The 17,150-nt window shown below is 42.7% G+C and carries 16 protein-coding genes; 2 read left to right on the top strand and 14 right to left on the bottom strand.

Annotated features, from left to right (window positions below; all coding sequences use genetic code 11):
• Positions 1-4: 4 nt before the first annotated feature.
• The 13 genes from DWB64_RS07655 to DWB64_RS07595 form a co-directional block, all read right to left on the bottom strand.
• The gene (locus DWB64_RS07655) at positions 5-1,312 is read right to left on the bottom strand and encodes a DUF58 domain-containing protein (RefSeq protein ID WP_129487633.1); all 1,308 of its coding nucleotides are present in this window, start codon (positions 1,310-1,312) and stop codon (positions 5-7) included.
• 5 nt (positions 1,313-1,317) lie between these two features.
• On the bottom strand, positions 1,318-2,274 hold the full coding sequence (locus DWB64_RS07650; RefSeq protein WP_129487632.1) for a MoxR family ATPase: 957 nt from the start codon (positions 2,272-2,274) through the stop codon (positions 1,318-1,320).
• Complete coding sequence (locus DWB64_RS07645; protein WP_129487631.1) at positions 2,267-3,223, bottom strand: hypothetical protein; 957 nt, start codon at positions 3,221-3,223, stop codon at positions 2,267-2,269. The genes DWB64_RS07650 and DWB64_RS07645 overlap by 8 nt, the downstream gene beginning before the upstream one ends.
• Complete coding sequence (locus tag DWB64_RS07640; RefSeq protein ID WP_129487630.1) at positions 3,216-3,842, bottom strand: hypothetical protein; 627 nt, start codon at positions 3,840-3,842, stop codon at positions 3,216-3,218. The genes DWB64_RS07645 and DWB64_RS07640 overlap by 8 nt, the downstream gene beginning before the upstream one ends.
• On the bottom strand, positions 3,826-4,815 hold the full coding sequence (locus DWB64_RS07635) for a hypothetical protein (RefSeq protein ID WP_129487629.1): 990 nt from the start codon (positions 4,813-4,815) through the stop codon (positions 3,826-3,828). The genes DWB64_RS07640 and DWB64_RS07635 overlap by 17 nt, the downstream gene beginning before the upstream one ends.
• A gap of 117 nt (positions 4,816-4,932) precedes the next feature.
• Entirely contained in the window at positions 4,933-6,216 is a 1,284-nt protein-coding gene (locus DWB64_RS07630) for a dicarboxylate/amino acid:cation symporter (protein ID WP_129487628.1), read from the bottom strand.
• Between the two features lie 115 nt (positions 6,217-6,331).
• Positions 6,332-7,231, bottom strand: coding sequence for a response regulator (locus tag DWB64_RS07625; protein ID WP_164980306.1), 900 nt, complete (start codon positions 7,229-7,231; stop codon positions 6,332-6,334).
• Positions 7,221-8,501: a sensor histidine kinase gene (locus DWB64_RS07620; protein ID WP_164980305.1), complete on the bottom strand. Its 1,281-nt coding sequence runs from the start codon at positions 8,499-8,501 to the stop codon at positions 7,221-7,223. The genes DWB64_RS07625 and DWB64_RS07620 overlap by 11 nt, the downstream gene beginning before the upstream one ends.
• An 81-nt stretch (positions 8,502-8,582) precedes the next feature.
• Positions 8,583-9,491, bottom strand: a complete 909-nt coding sequence (locus DWB64_RS07615; RefSeq protein ID WP_129487625.1) for a YceG family protein — start codon at positions 9,489-9,491, stop codon at positions 8,583-8,585.
• Positions 9,492-9,731: 240 nt separating this feature from the next.
• Positions 9,732-10,679 (bottom strand): carbohydrate kinase, encoded by a 948-nt coding sequence (locus DWB64_RS07610; RefSeq protein ID WP_129487624.1) that lies wholly within the window; start codon positions 10,677-10,679, stop codon positions 9,732-9,734.
• On the bottom strand, positions 10,679-11,377 hold the full coding sequence (locus DWB64_RS07605) for a D-lyxose/D-mannose family sugar isomerase (RefSeq protein ID WP_164980304.1): 699 nt from the start codon (positions 11,375-11,377) through the stop codon (positions 10,679-10,681). Before DWB64_RS07605 ends, DWB64_RS07610 begins: the two co-directional genes overlap by 1 nt.
• Positions 11,378-11,506: 129 nt before the next feature.
• Positions 11,507-12,661, bottom strand: a complete 1,155-nt coding sequence (locus tag DWB64_RS07600) for an ROK family protein (protein ID WP_164980303.1) — start codon at positions 12,659-12,661, stop codon at positions 11,507-11,509.
• Between the two features lie 54 nt (positions 12,662-12,715).
• Complete coding sequence (locus tag DWB64_RS07595) at positions 12,716-13,936, bottom strand: aminopeptidase (RefSeq protein WP_129487621.1); 1,221 nt, start codon at positions 13,934-13,936, stop codon at positions 12,716-12,718.
• Positions 13,937-14,092: 156 nt separating this feature from the next.
• Between DWB64_RS07595 and DWB64_RS07590 the strand changes: the two genes are divergently transcribed.
• Both DWB64_RS07590 and DWB64_RS07585 read left to right on the top strand, forming a co-directional pair.
• Positions 14,093-14,737 (top strand): flagellar brake protein, encoded by a 645-nt coding sequence (locus DWB64_RS07590; RefSeq protein ID WP_164980302.1) that lies wholly within the window; start codon positions 14,093-14,095, stop codon positions 14,735-14,737.
• A 32-nt stretch (positions 14,738-14,769) separates the two neighbouring features.
• Complete coding sequence (locus DWB64_RS07585) at positions 14,770-15,453, top strand: GTP pyrophosphokinase family protein (RefSeq protein WP_129487619.1); 684 nt, start codon at positions 14,770-14,772, stop codon at positions 15,451-15,453.
• Positions 15,454-15,482: 29 nt separating this feature from the next.
• Here DWB64_RS07585 and DWB64_RS07580 read toward each other — a convergent pair whose 3' ends face one another.
• The gene (locus tag DWB64_RS07580) at positions 15,483-16,877 is read right to left on the bottom strand and encodes an HD-GYP domain-containing protein (protein ID WP_129487618.1); all 1,395 of its coding nucleotides are present in this window, start codon (positions 16,875-16,877) and stop codon (positions 15,483-15,485) included.
• Between the last annotated feature and the right edge of the window lie 273 nt (positions 16,878-17,150).

Here is a 17,150-nt window from a genome sequence, read left to right as displayed (position 1 = left end):
CCTTTTACATCCCAGTCAACTTGGCTTTCGCTTCTAGATAATGATTAATCGCAGTCATTTCAATCGTTTCAGGCTTGCACATTGCTGCAAAAACGCCATGACTTGCAAGCTTTTTTATAATCTTCTTTTTCTCATGCATCAGTTCAAGCGCGGTTCCTTGTACAAAAATGCTCTCTTTATCATTGAGTGAATGTTGCTTTATCGACTCATCCTCAATCATCAGTACGATGACCACATGCTTTTTGAGTACGATCGCTGAAGCTTCAACAAATCGATTCACATCTTGAAGCGTTTCAAAATCGGTAAAGAGGATCATCATGCTTCGATGCTTCTCACGTTTTAAGACCGACAGCCACGCTTGCTGATAATTGGGCTCACTCATTGAAGCTTCTACCTTATAAAGGCTTTCCACAATCCTCTTACGGTGCATCGGTCCCTTTGAGGGTACTAAAGACGTCGCCACCTCATGATCAAACGAGGTCAGCCCGACAAGGTCCTTGCTTTGATTGATGATATCAGAAAGAACGACAGCTGTGTTGATCACCAAATCCAGTTTTCTAAAGCCCTTGACGGTATAGCTCATGGTTCTTCCTATATCGAGCATCAGATAGATCCTTTGATTGTTCTCAAGCTGATACTCGTTGACTATCGGATGCATCGCACGTGCCGTCGCTTGCCAGTTGATCGACCGATAATCATCACCGGAAGTATATTCCTTAAGGCTTTCAAAAGAGTGTCCTTTCGCCTTAAGTCTTGTGGGTCTCATGGCCTCTAAAAATCGTCTGCTCTTCACAAGACGCATTTTGTAGTTGCTCAACTTCTTCACATTGGGATACACCTGAACTTCAAAGGGCAGATGCCACTCATCATGCAGTTCAAGCAGTCCTAACATGGACGTCTTCTTAACCCAAACCTTGTTAAACTTGTGGTCACCGCGTTTTTTTGGTGTGATCTCATAAAAGAATCGCTTTTCCTCACCCGCAGGGACTTGACCATTAATATAATTACAGTGGTACTGCAGTCCAAAATCAGGTTTCTCATCCCTTAAAACGAACTTAAGCGTATAAGGACACCTGTTCTCAAACTCAAAGCCCATCTGCTCTCTTGCGTGTAGTGAATACGTAGTGGAACTTACCCTAGTCAATTTATACCTGATATGCTTTCTCGAGATCAGATAATCGATCACAAGGACACACAAAAACGTACCGTTCATCACAATAAAAGCAAACCAGCCAAGTCCCAAGATTCCAGCCAGTAAAAGAGGAGCGGTTAGTACAAGTGTGATCATCCCGGTTCTTTTAGTCACATTCATCCCGATTACCTTGGTACATCAATGGCACTGAGGATATCAGAAATGACATGATCGGCATGGACACCTTCTATTTCCATTTCGGGTTTAATAAAAATCCTATGTCTTAAGGCCGGTTTTGAGACCCTTTTGATATCTTCAGGAATCACATACGACCTTCCAAGAATGAGCGCCTGAGCCTTCGATGCGTTCAGGAGTGCTATCGCACCACGAGGTGATGCGCCGATATCGACTGCCTCATGTTCTCTTGTCGCACGAACGATCTTTGTCATGTACTCAAACAGCTCTTCCTTTACCTCTACCTTGGCACAGGCCATCTGGCAGTGTATCAGCTCGTTGGCTGTGCAAACCACCTCGACCTGTTCAATCGAGTTATGACTGTTCAGCTCCCCGCTGTGATGTTTTCTTAAGACTTGTACTTCTGCGTCTTCTGCTGGGTAATCCATGCATACTTTCAGCAAGAACCTGTCCACAAGCGCTTCTGGCAGCGAATAGGTACCATCAAACTCAAGCGGATTTTGTGTAGCGACAACCATATAGGGTTTTGGCAACCTCACCGTGGTACCTGAAATCGTAATCTGTTCTTCCGTCATGGCTTCCAGTAGACCAGCTTGTGTTTTTGCAGGAGTCCTATTGATCTCGTCAGCGAGCAGGAAGTTTGTAACAATCGGTCCCGGTTCGACATTGAACGACTGAGTCGTCAGATCGTATACCTTGGTCCCTGTAATGTCAGAAGGCAACAAATCCGGAGTGAACTGTATCCTTTTAAAATCGACTCCCACCACTTTTGAAAAAGCCTTCGCCATCAGCGTTTTGGCAAGACCTGGCACACCCTCTAAAAGTACATGACCTTCTGAGAGCATGGCCACCAAGATATCGTTGACCGCATCGTCTTGTGATACGATCACCTTTTTCACTTCATTTTGAATAGCAAGAATCAGTTCATCCATATTCACATTAATCATTATTCAACCTCTTTTCAGCAAGTTTTTTTATCGTATCCTTCACAGTTTCAATTGTGTTCAGAAGATGTTTTTCATTCATCGTCAACATATCCTCATGACTCAGTTCTAGGATTCTCATGATAGCATCAACCGATTTGACACCCAATTTTTCAAGAATCATCACCCTAGGCCTCATATCATTTGGAAGCAGGCTTTTGAGTTTGCGCTGATAGGCGAAAAGCATTTTATCGCCGCACTCTGTATATTCATAGTAGCGGCTGGCCGCCCAAAAGAACTCGTCCTGAGTCCGTTCAACTTCGTCAAAGTCGACAACCGCCTTACCAAGCCTCTTGCCTTTGTACCAAAAGTACATCACTAAGGCAAAGAAGAGTTGCAAAAGGCCAAGCTTCATCCACACAGGCACTACAGAAAGCCAGTTGGGAGCGCTCTCTTTATCTTGGATATGCGACTCCTCGAATACGATTGTCTTTGAAGCGCTTAAGTCGCCAAGAACGATGTCAGTGATATCATATGCCCGCTCTCTTTCAAAGGCGATGGCATTGTTTTGCAGATACCTTCCATTAACGATCGTATAACTCCCTGAACTCTCCGATATACTCTCGTTAAAGAGCTTATTGAGTGTCGACATATCAATCAGTATGTAATCGTCCTCAAGTTCTTCTATGGCTTCGATAATCGTATTCAGCCCAGCGACATCGTCACCTTTGACCACAAGATGCAGCACATCGTCATGCGTCACTGGATCCACATTCACGCTTACATCCACGCCCATCTGCATCAAGGTATCCTTCCAAATGCTAAGTCCTTGTTTTTGAGCGGATAAGGCCGATCCATCAATCGAATAGGCAGTCGTCTTCCATCCATAAATGGCACTCACTGTGATCGCAATCAGAATCAGCACCATGACAAACAGCAAATCCGAAACCTTGCTTCTTTTCTTCTTAGCCATTTTGAATGTCCTCCCAAACCCGATCGAAAGTTCCATCCCAAATCAACTGGTCTTTTTCAGTGGCGATATCCGCGCTGTAGTGCCAGTGATTAAATGCCAAAGCCAACGTGTTGAATTCAGTTTTCTCCTTAAAACCGCTGGATTCAACAGCCAGCGTGATTTCCTTATTGGTCCACGGCTCTCTCAGCTTGATCACCCTCGTGTCGTTCAAGTGCAAGAGGAGGGCGATAAAGGAAAGTCGAATCGATTCGTTGTAGTTTCCTTCACTTTTATAGATAAGCGACTGATTGAGAATCGACAGGGCTGTGGTGTTCTCGTCGATCGTTTCACCAAGAATTCTTTTAATCCGTTCTTCTTTTGAAAATAACCCCATAATCAAGATGATCAGTCCTATCACAATGGCAAACAAGGTCAAGGCGGCGATCACCGCAACAATAGTCCCCATACCTTCCAATTGGTCGACACTAAAATCAAATTCTCCTATGCGTTCAAAAAAGGATTTGAGCAAGTTGATACTACCTTTTTTAAGCTTGTACCATAACCCGGCCACAGGATTGGTAAGCGACCAGTACTTTGGTTTTAGGACCACCTCGCCTAGTTTGTCATAAAACCTGTTCATTTGTGGCACCTTTTTTTAACTGTATCTGTAACTTTTTTGCTTCATACGACAAATCATAGCCGTCATGCGTGACACGGACCTGCCAATAAAGAGACAGGCTTGCCAAGGCTCCAAAGGTTCCTGATATGAAATTGGCCACAAAGCCGATGATCAGACTGAGACCTACAATCGCCTGCAAACCAATCAGCTGATCGAGCGGCAAGATCTCACCTGCAAACTGACTGATCAGATTCGCACCCTGACCGATTCCGTTAATGCCGTACTGTATGGTCATCTGTGTCAGTAAAATCAAGATAGTAATCAGATAGATCGACTTGTATCTGACCTTAACCAGTTTAAAACTTCGTTTGATCGCCCCTTTGATCGATTGATTTTCAAGGCACATCTCATAAATAGCGAATGTAAACCATACAAGATAAGCCGCCATCAAAAGGTTCAGCAGCAAGATCCCGAGCGTAAGCGCGATAGCAAAGACGACCGTACCGAAGAAGGTATCGTTAAATGAAGCGATAAAGACTTCTACCCACAAGGATATCTCTTCTATGAGGTTTCCACTGATCAACTGTTCTGCAAAGACCCATAAGACTACAATAAGCGGCAAATCCATCACCGTTACAAGCCCGATTGTCTTGAAGGTATGCTTAAAGGTACTGCCTATCGCCTCACTTGCCTTCACCGTCTTTAAGGTCAACTCAGATGAAGCGATCTTCGCTATTCCTACCTTGCCGTTTAGTACCACGGCGTGTACAAAAATCACCAGGACCGCTATCATCAACTTAGTGCCTATGCCGAATCCAAAGCTACTTACACTGCTAGTTGCAATCGTGGCAATCGTAAAAATAAGCAAAAAGATATAAAGTACGATAAATGCTACCACATAATACCCTAGATTAAAAATAATGAGCGATGTCAGATGTTTCCTCAACCAGTCCATCGCCCTATCAAATAACTGTCCTACAGTAAGTTTCTCCATAAAATCCCCCTTTTACTATACCTATTGTACTTCAATTCCACCCTTTGTAAATGGACGGACGTCAAATTTAAGGTTCTCTTAACATAAAAAAAGAGCCCTTTCGGACTCTTTCGTGTTTTATGATGCGACTTCCTGACTCACTGTCGATTGAGAATTGTTGTTGTAATAGACAGCTTCGTCGAACTCATTTTCTGTTTTAGCGACGATAAGCGTACACACCGCGTCACCTGTGATATTGACAACGGTTCTGGTCATATCTAGGATTCTATCGATTCCAAGAATCAAGCCGATAGCCTCAACAGGTAATCCGACTTGTGTTAACACCATCGAAAGCATGATCAGGCCAACACCCGGAACGCCCGCAGTACCGATCGATGCTAGAGTCGCTGTGACGATGACTGTGATGAAATCACCAAGACTCAAGTCAACACCGTAAAGAATTGCGATGAATACAGTCGCTACACCTTGCATGATCGCTGTTCCATCCATGTTGATGGTCGCGCCAAGCGGTAAGGTGAAGGATGCCAATTTTCTATCTACGCCTAGTCTTTCTGTAACCGTATCGATTGTCACAGGAAGCGTCGCGCTACTTGAAGATGTAGAGAAGGCTACCATCATTGCAGGTGCGAAGTTCTTGAAGAACTGTATTGGGTTTAGTTTTGTAATCGCATAAAGCATACCCTGGTAAGTGAATAGCGCATGCACAAACAGTGCCGCAACCACAACTAGCATGTATGCTCCTAAATCAAGAATCGCATCAAAGCCAAGTTGTGTGATCGTTTTAGCAATCAGAGCGAACACACCGATCGGTGCGAACTTCATGATCAGCATTACCATTTTAAGAATCACTTCATTCGACTCTTCAAGTAATTTTTTAATGCCATTTACTTTGTCACCTAACATACTAAGCGCAGTACCTGTGATAAGTGCAAAGATAATGATCTGAAGCATGTTGCCTTTTGCCATCGAATCAATCGGATTTGTTGGAATCATACCGATCAGAACGGATACAAATGCAGGACTTTCTTTTGCTTCAAACGTATAACTGCTTACATCCATCGGATCAACGCTCATCGGTAAGAAGATAGAAGCTAAGATGATGGCGATTGTAATAGCGATTGCAGTAGTCAACAGGTAGAACCCTAGAGTCTTTCCACCGATTCGACCCAACTTCTTAATGTCGCCAATTTGAGCCGCTCCGTTTGTGAGCGAAACAAACACTAGTGGAACTACCATCATTTTGATCAGTGCCACAAAGATGGATCCCAATAATACGAGTCCGAAACCGACGACGTAATCCTTCACAATCACCGTTTCTGCCATTGGATTCAAAATAAGACCTGTCACGATACCCAGTACCATTGCGACTAAAATCTTGAACGTTATGCCTTTGCCTTTCATGTGTTTCCCCCTTTGGTTAATAAAAAAAAATAACTGACTCCTTAATGAAATCAGTTACACGACATTATTCGACAAAATGTTACAAAATGTTACGAAATTAATTTTAATTTTCTCACTATTGATTGTTGTATCTGAGTTCTTGCATAATCCCAGTGACAAACTTCTTGATATTGACCTTGCCCCTATCCCTGGACTGGCCTTCGATATACATCATTTCTTGCCTAACTTCCTTGTATTCAAAAAGTGAGTGGGCATAACGGACAAAATACTGATGCTCAAAATCTTCCACACCCATTTGTGCGATCGTGGTCATCGCCTGTGCGGCTGTCCTTCTAATTCGTTGCTCTATCGTACGGGTTTGTACACTTTCGTTTAAGCTCTCATATCGCTCGTGTACCGCCTCGTATAGGTCAATCATACGATAATCCATCACCCGTTTGGGCTTTTTATCATAAATACCGTAGATAAACTCAACGATCATCAAAAGTTCCTTCGCCCCAGCCTCGCTTAAAACACCGATCTCCGCTAAGATAGACCTTGCCTGATCGACAATCTGATTTTGTTCTTTTGGATTTTCACTAAATCCGTCAAGTGCTCCTATGCTCTGAAAGGCATTCTTAAATGAAGAAATCACCTGTTTCATACTGATCTTCTCATCGACTCTTTTAAGCACATTGACAACTTCGATCACATTGATGGGCTTATTCACATAAAACTCAACACCGCTTTCATATGCCTTTGAAACCATATCCTTTGCTTGAACCTCACTGATCATAATAAGCGGAAGATCGGGATCATAATCCTTCAATTGCCTGACAAGGGTGATTCCGTCGATTTTAGGAAGCAGTAGGTCGATAATCACAATATCCGGTTTCAATGATTTTATTTCTTGTACAGCTGAATCACCGGTCTGATTTGTTCCTATCACATCGCCAAGATTCCGGTTTACAATTATTTTTGACAATATGGCAAGTACGGACGGGTCGTCATCGACAATAAAAAAATTATAGTTCACCGTTTCTCTCCTTCTCAAGTGTGTTTGCAAGAGGTAGGCTTACAGTAAAGACCGTACCTCGATCCACTTCACTATTCACTTCAAGACTACCGCCAAAATAAGTCTCGACAAGTTGTATGACATGGGTCAGCCCTACACCCGAATTCATAACGCCTGTGATGCCGTCGTATTTTGTTGAGAAACCAGGCGAGTAAATCATACCCAAATCTCCATCAGAAATACCGGCACCCGAATCTTCTACCTTTAGTTTGAGCAGATCATCTTCCTGATAAACCGTCAACGAGATTAATCCCGATTCATCTATGGCCTCCACCGCGTTAACCACAAGATTGTTAAGCACAGAGATAATCGCATAATACTCGGAGGATTTCAATTTTTTAAAAACATTTTTTGTAAACTTGATTTTTTTACCTTCCGCATCAGAAAGCTTCTTATTCGCATCGCATACGATGTCGACAACCTCTGACAGATACATGTCATATCTTGGCGCAGAAGAAACAGACCGTTCTAGGCCCGCTATGACCCTTGTATAGTCCTTCTTGATTTCATGAATATCCTTAGCGACCATCAGAACCGCTTCTTTGTTCTGGTCTTCCTGCAAATCCTGATAGATCTGATAGCTCCTTCTCATAGCGTCTTCGATGTCATTCTTCGACTTTTTCAAAAAAAACAGCTCCGTCTTCAGGTTGGCCATTAAGACGATCTTGTCGACGAAAATCTGATGGTTCTGTCTCTTTTTTGCCATATCGTAGTAATAAATCGAGATATAGACAAGCAGTACCGATAAGACCGTTCTAACAAGACCGATCGTGACGATGGTATAGATGCCCGACTCAAGAGGTATCGATTGCCAGTCCTGTCTGACAACAAGCTCAATGATATTGGGAATACTGTCACATACCCATAAGCTAAGGAACAAAGTGACTGGATTCTTCACACGATTTCTGACATCGAAAGCGATGAAGAAAACACTATAGAAAAAATAGAAAAAAAGCACAGGATAATAACTGCTTATTCCCTCTAAAAAACTAACCTGGTGTGTAAATGCGTACACCGTGCTTCTGACAAGAAGCATCATCACACCAACCGTGTTGACCGTCCACATCGGCTTGATGTCTTTGAACGTCAACATCACAATATTGAGTACGACCACCGCAAGGGTCAACCTAAAATCCGATGCAAACGGCTTGATATAGATCTGCCCCATGAATGTGGTGAATAGCGCTACAAGTATGATGGTTTCTGCTGAATGAATCTTATCTCTGAACATCGTTACCTTCTTTCTTATCATCAACAGTATAACAAAAAAATGAAAGAACGACCCATCAATTTGGAGTCGTTCTAGAAAATATCAGTAAATTTTTAAAGCGAAAAAGATAAACGATAGGACAATTGCTGCAAGCGCCGTCCAAAGTAACATCTTGACTCTTTTCTTTCTGATCGTAAGCACTTCGGAATAAGCGAACTCCCTCTCTGTAAGATAGTGGATATCGATGACATCCTCCGTCACATAGTTTTCAATTGAGCTATATGCGTCTTCCGATGCGATAAACACATCAAAGCCCAAAACGCTCATCATGATCAGTCGGATTGCCGCATAAGGTGACGCGGGTTTTTTTTGCTTATCGACAACTAAGAATTTTGGAACCATGTACTGATAGTCGAACGCGTGGAACATATCGCCGATTTTTCTGCTATTGAACAGTAAGGTTTCAAGCACTTCCCTATTGGAAGGCGCCTCACCCTTGTAAGCGCTCGACTTTACAATCTTGAGCACTCGGTTGATCGCTTCGAGATAGGTCCTTTGATACGCGGGTTTCAAATGCTTGATTCCAGATAAGTCCGCCTGAAGCGCCTGATCGACATTGATTCCCAACATCTCATCAAACCATTTCGGCTTTTTGTTAAGGTGCCCGGCTTTTGGCTTTTTATTCATCTTTCCAAAGTCGTAATAGATCGTGATTAGATTGGGATGCTGTTTCTCTTTTACTTTCATATCAAGAACAAACCCATGAATAGCTCCATTCAACTTACATACCAAATTCGGAACAGTCACGCGCTTTTCATCTACTTCAAAATGCGGTCTTACATACGCGTTGGCATACGTCAACATCAACATCTCATCCGTAGTCGCCTTTAGCCGTACCGGTTCAAGCACATGATTTTCAAGTTGCCATGGCTTATAAATCCTATTTTCATGCCCAAGTAACGCATTTAGTTCCTGCTCAGCTTGATGAGCTGTAGTTGTATGTGTTTTCATAGCAGCCTTCACTCCTTCTCTTCATCTTGTTAATTGAGGAAATTGCATAATTACATTCAAAAGAAGATCACACTGTATCTAGTAGAGTAGTATCTTTAGCATACCAATATCTATTATGCAATATCCCTTGTGACCTATTATGAAATCTCCTCAATTACATGTTACACCGTAATGAAGGCTTTATCAATTCATCTTAACGTTTTCTAATCTCTCTAATCAATCTCTAATAGAGTATGGCGTTCATCCATTGCTCATTCGAGCTAAAATCGCATCATATGAAGGTATCGAAGGTATTCCGCCATAAGACTCCACACACAAGGATGCCGCGGCATTCGCATATGTCGCAGCTTTCACCACATGGCTTTCTCCTATAGGAAAATCAAACGTCGTGTTCTTGGCAAGATAACTGACAAACGCGCCAAAGAAGACATCCCCCGCGCCAGTGGTGTCGACCACCTTTGATTCAAATCCGCCGATATGCCGTCTGTAGCTGTTGGTATAGATAGCCGCCCCCTCACCACCAAGGGTCATGCAGATCATTTTAACACCATAAGAAAGTAAGACGTCAACCGCCTCTTCCAAAGTCGGTTTTCCTGAAATCAGAAGCGCTTCTTCGTCCGATACTTTGACGATATCGGCTAACCTAAGCCCCAGCTTCATACCCTCCACTGCCGTTTGAGGATTATCCCAAAGCAGAGGACGGTAATTGGGATCGTAGGTAAGGACCGCACCTGATTCTTTGGCCGCCTTAACCACTTCAAGTACCGTAGACCTGATCGGTTCGTCCGTAAACGAAAGTGAACCGAAATGCATGACTCTGGTATTTTTAACCGTTTCAAGATCGACATCATCAAGTTCAAGCGATACATCGGCACAGTATTTTCTATAAAAACTGAAACTTCTTTCACCGGATTCATTGAGGTGCACAAAAGCAAGCGTTGTCGGATATCGTGCGTCCAAAACCAAACCATCGGTCAATATTCCAGCAGAATCGAGTGTCTGCTTTAATAGACCGCCAAACCGGTCATCACCGACTTTACCAATAAACCTGGTGGAAACTCCTGTCACACTGGCAATCGCAAGAAAGTTGCATGGTGCCCCACCGGGATTAGGCACAAAACAAGTAACACCCTCATCTGTTTTGGGCGTCATATCCATCAACAGTTCACCGATAGCAGTAATATCCATTAATTTCTCTCCTTCAATACATGTTCGTATTCGTTACATAAGGGGTGCAGAATCGCTTCATCTTCAACCACTTTAGTGAACCTACTTACAGGTTCCGCATTGTAATTATCCGTACGGTCGTCATTAATGCTGGACACCTCACCGCAGATCAAGTCTCCACAGCCTTCTTTTGCCCAGAACAAATGATACATATGGGGCTTTAGGGTGATTGATTCGCCAGGGTTCAGATTAAGCTCCTCTCCCGCCTTGACCAAATGCTTCTCGCCATCCAGATAGACCTCTACATCGCTACTGTGATCAACATCACCATCCGGTGTTGAATTGTAAATCTTAATTGCCAAAACGCCTCCCGCACGGTTGATGATATCCTCCGTCTTACTCTTATGGCAATGTAGGGGGAGTCTTTGCCCGTCGCTTAGTACGATAAGCTTTTCAGCATAGGGTGTGCCGAGCGAGCGGTCGCTTACCGATCCGTTTCTAAGGGTAAACAGCACAGCCCCCAGTCGCTTGAAATCATCTTGTCCAAAATCAGTGATATCCCACCCCAACATCACATCCCTAATCGACTTGATGACGTCAGGGTCCTTCTCGTTCCACTTTTCCATCGTCCAGTATCCAAAAGGCGGTAGTTTTATTTGATAAGTTTCCAGTAGATTCCTTGACCACTGTAATGCATTATTTATATCCGATCTTTTCATCATTACTCCTTTTTTTAACTTTCCAAAGAGACAATCCGTGTTATTTACGCTTTGTTACATTATGTAACAAACCCATATTATCATAAGTTAACTGTAAATCAAATAAAAAAACACAGAATTTATCTGTGTTTAAAAAAAATCGCTTAGCAATAGTGCGATGCTGCCCAAGCACTCATGCCGAAGGTTCATTTCACTGACATAGACAGGTGTGTGTCTGGCCGCGTTTGAAAAGACAAGCTCCTTTAAGAGAGTTTTTATCCGATCGACCACAATCGAACTGCTTTGTGGCACGATTCCCCCAAGTATGACGGCATGGGGATTAAATAAATTGATCAGATTGGCGATTCCCGTTGCTAAAATCGATCCGGATTCATGCAACTCGGCCAGGATTCTGTCATCGGTCGCTCCAGCCACTAAACCGTCAAAGGACAGATCGCTAATATCGTATCCTTTCTCCTCTAATGCCCTCATGATCGCACCTGCCGATACATACATCTCTAAACAGCCTTTATTACCGCAGTAGCATTCACGGCCCTTATAGGCAATGGTAGTATGACCGAACTCACCGGCCACTCCTGTGTCACCTTTGTGGATCAAATCATTCTTGACAATACCTATTCCTACACCTTGATCGATGAAGACATAGATAAAATCGTCAAGTGTCCTACCATGGCCAAACCAAAGTTCGGCTTGAGTTCTTGTACGGGCAACATTCTCGGTTACGATTTTAAAAGATGAGTTCTCTTCGAAATAGCCTTTGATATCAATGGTATTCCATCCTTTTAGAATTGCACGCTTCTTATCGATCGTATGCTTAAAGTCAGATCCTGGAGTTCCTATGCCAACACCCAGAATCTGGTCATGATTAAGTTTGCACGTATCAATAAGCACTTCCATCTGATATAGAAGCTTTTCAAGCACCTCTTCAGGAGTCGAAGTACCAAGATCATCGGATTCCCATTTTGCGAGGATACACCCGCTAAAATCCGTGATAATCACAGAACATTTTATCGCTATTTCAATACCAATCAGATACCCATAGTGGCTGTTGATTGTCAAAAGGCTGGGTTTCCTTCCACCTGTGGAAGATCCTTTTCCTATCTCGACAATCAGCTTGTCCTCGATCATCTCATCCACTAAGCGCATCACACTTGGCAGCGCAAGTCCTGTCCTCTTAGACAACATGGACCTTGAAATCTGTCCATTCTTGACAATCAATTTGATGATACTTGTCTTATTCATTTTTTTTAGCAGTCCAGGTTTACCTGCAACATATTTTTTCACCATTTTCGCCCCTAGTCAAAAGGCATCTTCCCTTGTAAAGAAGATGCCTTAACATTAACAGAAATTACCGTTGATAAACACCGGTACCGATTCGCCGGTCGATTTGATGCCCACAATCTCCAAGTCCGGTGTGCCTATCATGAAATCGACATGGGTAATGGAATCATTAGCTCCTCTTGAAAGCAACTCTTCTTTTGACATGTCCTCTCCACCCTTGATACAAGTAGGATACGCCTTACCTACAGCAAAGTGGCATGATGCATTCTCGTCATATAGCGTATTGTAAAACAGGATCTTTTGATTTGAAATCGGTGAATCATAAGGAACAAGAGCTACTTCTCCAAGTCTTCTAGCACCTTCGTCAGTCGCTAGCAGCTCTGCAAGAACATCTTCTCCCTTAGCAGCACCATACTCGACCACTAAACCATCCTTAAATTCAAACCAGAACTCTTCAATAAGGTTTCCGTGATAGTTTAACGGGATCGAACTAACGATCCTACCATTGACGCCGTCCTTATCAGGCATTGTGAACACTTCTTCCGTAGGCATATTAGCTACAAACAGATAGCTGTCTACAGACTCGTCTCCACCGCCAAACCATAAATGGTCTTTAGGAAGTTTCACTTCCACATTGGTACCGATACTGTTTTTATAAATCAGTTTTTCAAATTGATGACCATTTAAAAACTCCAGTTTCTCATTTAGATTTGCCTGATGCTCTCTCCAAGCCTTTATAGGCTCATCCTGATCCACCCTGACAGCCTTGTAGATGGCATCCCATAAAAGGTCGATCGCCTGTTCTTTTGGAACACCTGGGAACACCTTGACCGCCCATCCTTCAGTAGGAATCGAAGCGACGCACCATACATTCTTATTGCTCATCATTCTTGTTCTGTAATTGAGTAAAGCTTGAGAAGACGATTTCTGCTGCCTACTCATTCTTTTTGGGTCGACACCCTTCATCATCTCAGGATCAGATGCCGAGATCGTTAAAAATGCGGCTCCCATTTCGGCATATCCGTCAAAGAACGGCTTAATCCAATCGGCTACCTCGTCGAATACCTCGTCGGATGCCATATCGAATCTCATTCTAGCCGACTGTTCATCAAGCCATCTCATTACAACTTCCTTCGCACCTGCTTCATATGCCTTTTTAGCGGCAAGTCTTGCGAAGTCAGCGGTTTCAATCGGTGCGCTTATCACAAGCGTTTGACCCTTTTGAATGTTTATGCCCACCTGCACCAGCAGGTCTGCGTATTTTTCAATGTTTTTCACTTTGGTACCCCCTTTTCCTCAAATTCTATATTATCATAAATTTTAGTCTGAAAATAGTGAACATTTGTTTAAAACATCGCTCAATCTTAGTCGGTTGTATAGATTCACAAGCCAATTTAATGTAAGATATAACTAGAAAAAAGAATGGGGAGACTTATGAAAAAAAACCTTAAACGCATGCTCAAAACAGGTGACCAGCTTCAATTACATATAGGAACAAACTCTGGTGACACACATACGCTGCTTAGCGCTCTTGAAACGATAATCGACAACGATAAGATCGTCATCAACGCAAGACTCACCTCTGCCGAGCAAACATTTTATAGCAACAAGCCGGTTTCCTTGACCACCCAAAAGGAAACCACTGGAATTTTAAACATGAACGGCCACATCACTCAAGTGGACCGAAACGGCAACGAAGTTGTTTTAGTGGTCTCGCTTAGCGATAACATCGAACAGACCCAAAGACGAGAAGACTTCAGGCTTCCGATCTTACGTGAGGTAAAGATCGCAGCGCTAGGCGATCAGGTGCTTGAAGGTGTTACTCAGAATATCAGCGCAGGTGGCATGAGGTGCATGATACAGACTCCAATCGAAGAAGGTCAGACGCTCGATATCATCGTCACCTTGGATCTTTTTGAATACACCTTTAAAGGTCGCGTGCTTGAAACCATCAATCATGAAAATCAGGCTTCCTTTATACTTCGAATCGCATTTGAGGAGCTGTCTCCCGTTGAAAAAAAGAAGCTAGTCGCTTTCATTTTCAGCGAGCAGAGCCGTCAAAAAATGATGAGTAAATAAATTCCTATCCCTGTGACTAAAGGAGATCTGCGATGTATGATACATTAATGACCGATGATATGAAGCCTTGGCGAGATTTACTTCTTGTCCACAAGTTCGCTGTAGAAGAAATAAGGACAAAACTCAATATTCTGGATGAGGAATTTCGAAACATCCATGACTATAATCCAATAGAGCATATCCGTCACCGAGTCAAAAAAACAAGAAGCATCATGGAAAAGCTGGTTAGATTGGGGCATGCACCAACCGTTGAAAATGCAAAGGAGCATATCTTCGACATCGCCGGTATCCGTATCATATGCGCCTTTTCAGCTGACATCTACCGCGTCGTCGACTTGCTCGAAAGCCAATCCGACATCAAAATCGTAGCGATCAAAGATTACATTCAAAACCCAAAATCCAATGGCTACAGAAGCCTTCATGTGCATATCGAATACCCAGTCTTTCTAAGCAGCGGTACAGTCCCTACACGTGTAGAAATTCAACTAAGAACCATCGGTATGGATTTTTGGGCAAGTATCGAACATAAGATCTATTACAAGTACCGAGAGAAAGCCCCCATCAGTATTCAAGGGCAGTTGCAAGAGTGCGCCGACCTGATCGCTCAGCTAGATGACAGAATGCTGTATTTAAAACAGGAAATTCAAGACCTTGATCAAAACCCCGCAGTCAAGCCAAGTACAAGCAACTTCATCAGAGATAAGGACAACTACTAAAAAAAGATAGACGACCCGTCACATCGCGGTCATCTATCTTTTTCATTGATTATTCTTAAAAACGCATCGACAACCTCAGGACAGAACTGTGTGCCCTTACAGCTTTCGATCTCTTCGATCGCATCCACAAACTCAAGCTTTTCCTTATAGGGTCTAGAGTTTGTAATCGCATGCCAGGCATCCGTCAGAGAAATTATTCTTGAAATCAGCGGTATGCCAACCCCTTCAAGTCCTGAGGGATAGCCGGTACCATCATATCGTTCATGATGATGTCTGATAAACTTTGCGATATGCTTGACCGATTCAGATTCCACTAAAAAACTGGCTCCTACGCTAGCATGTTCATTGATGATATTCCGTTCTGCAGTCGTAAGAGGCATGACCTTATTTAAAATCTCAAAAGGAATCACCAGCTTGCCTATGTCATGTAACAGCGAAGCCCACTTCAGATCTTCCAGCTCGCTTTGAGAAAGTCCCAATTCAACGCCTATCTTATGACTAAGGTCCGCCACTTCTTGAGAGTGTCCTTCACTCGAAAAGTCATGATATTCCATCGCATGGATAAAGGTGTTCACGATATCCTTCTGAATCACTTTCTTTTCGGTGTTATATTTTCTAATGTCAATTGTCGCATTAAGCAAAATCTGAAGTTCCTTGAGTTCTCTTATCTCATTTTCTGAAAATCCGTGTTTTGTTGTGTCAAACTGCATCTTACTGATGTCAAAACTCATTCCTAAATAGAGGTCGTCCTCCAGTCTGAAAGCAACACTTACAGACTCAGCAATTGCTGACGAACTCTTGGAATACTTTTCGTAATTTGATTTACCCAGGATTTTTCTGATTTGCTTTTCCTGCGACAGGTTTTTGCTGTGGTTGAAGCTGAAGACTTGAAACTCTTCATGCAAAAACGGCAAGTTGTTCAACAGGTCCATATCATAACCAACAGTGTGTATGTATTCCACGTTCTTATCGGTGACCACATACACTGAGCCCATATCCACACCTTCCAAGTGCTCGAATATCTCCTTGAATACGTCGATTGAACTTGATTTGATGTCAGATTGATCGTCCGTCATCAGTTCGTTGATCAGGCGGAAGGTATATCTTAGTCCTGCTTTTACAGGATTATCCAATCGAAGTCTCTTTCTCTCTGCATTAACCATATAATAAGTGATTCGCTTGTAATCGGTATATAATAGAAAAACCAAAAAAACTGCAGTCACAATGACATATAACATTCCCTTGCTGGACTGAATCATCGCATAGACCTTTAAATCAGAAAACAGGACAGCGAAAAAATAGTCCGAGCCAAAAATCCATAATGTACTGAAAACGACAAAAAGAATGACAGTTCTCATGTGTGACTTAAATCCGGTGTTCCAATCTGAAATAAACTGTCTCCAAAACCATTTCATATTTAACATAAAAGTCTCTCCAATCGCATAATATTTCTAATTATACCTTATTTAGCAGCAAATAAGCAGATTCATCGAAAGACCTCGTATAATCCTACAAATAGAGTAGGAGGGGAAATTAAATAATTTCCCCGACCTCTCACACCACCGTACGAACCGTCCGGTATACGGCGGTTCCTAAGTTTACGCCTTTACAGTTTTCAAGTAATCTGAGAAGAATAAATAACCTGCTTTTCTAAGCAGATTATCTGTAATAGAACAATTGAGAATTTGGCTACCGGC

It is taken from the genome of Fusibacter sp. A1, from assembly GCF_004125825.1.
Classification (GTDB): Bacteria; Bacillota; Clostridia; order Peptostreptococcales; family Acidaminobacteraceae; genus QQWI01.
This window is presented reverse-complemented; position numbering and strand designations above follow the sequence as displayed.

Coding starts and splice junctions, on each gene's coding strand:
- DWB64_RS07620 (WP_164980305.1), bottom strand. CDS start 8,501: ATGTTCAGAGATAAGATTCATTCAGCAGAAACCATCATACTTGTAGCG.
- DWB64_RS07640 (WP_129487630.1), bottom strand. CDS start 3,842: ATGAACAGGTTTTATGACAAACTAGGCGAGGTGGTCCTAAAACCAAAG.
- DWB64_RS07635 (WP_129487629.1), bottom strand. CDS start 4,815: ATGGAGAAACTTACTGTAGGACAGTTATTTGATAGGGCGATGGACTGG.
- DWB64_RS07580 (WP_129487618.1), bottom strand. CDS start 16,877: ATGTTAAATATGAAATGGTTTTGGAGACAGTTTATTTCAGATTGGAAC.
- DWB64_RS07605 (WP_164980304.1), bottom strand. CDS start 11,377: ATGAAAAGATCGGATATAAATAATGCATTACAGTGGTCAAGGAATCTA.
- DWB64_RS07630 (WP_129487628.1), bottom strand. CDS start 6,216: ATGAAAGGCAAAGGCATAACGTTCAAGATTTTAGTCGCAATGGTACTG.
- DWB64_RS07610 (WP_129487624.1), bottom strand. CDS start 10,679: ATGGATATTACTGCTATCGGTGAACTGTTGATGGATATGACGCCCAAA.
- DWB64_RS07615 (WP_129487625.1), bottom strand. CDS start 9,491: ATGAAAACACATACAACTACAGCTCATCAAGCTGAGCAGGAACTAAAT.
- DWB64_RS07585 (WP_129487619.1), top strand. CDS start 14,770: ATGTATGATACATTAATGACCGATGATATGAAGCCTTGGCGAGATTTA.
- DWB64_RS07590 (WP_164980302.1), top strand. CDS start 14,093: ATGAAAAAAAACCTTAAACGCATGCTCAAAACAGGTGACCAGCTTCAA.
- DWB64_RS07645 (WP_129487631.1), bottom strand. CDS start 3,223: ATGGCTAAGAAGAAAAGAAGCAAGGTTTCGGATTTGCTGTTTGTCATG.
- DWB64_RS07650 (WP_129487632.1), bottom strand. CDS start 2,274: ATGATTAATGTGAATATGGATGAACTGATTCTTGCTATTCAAAATGAA.
- DWB64_RS07655 (WP_129487633.1), bottom strand. CDS start 1,312: ATGAATGTGACTAAAAGAACCGGGATGATCACACTTGTACTAACCGCT.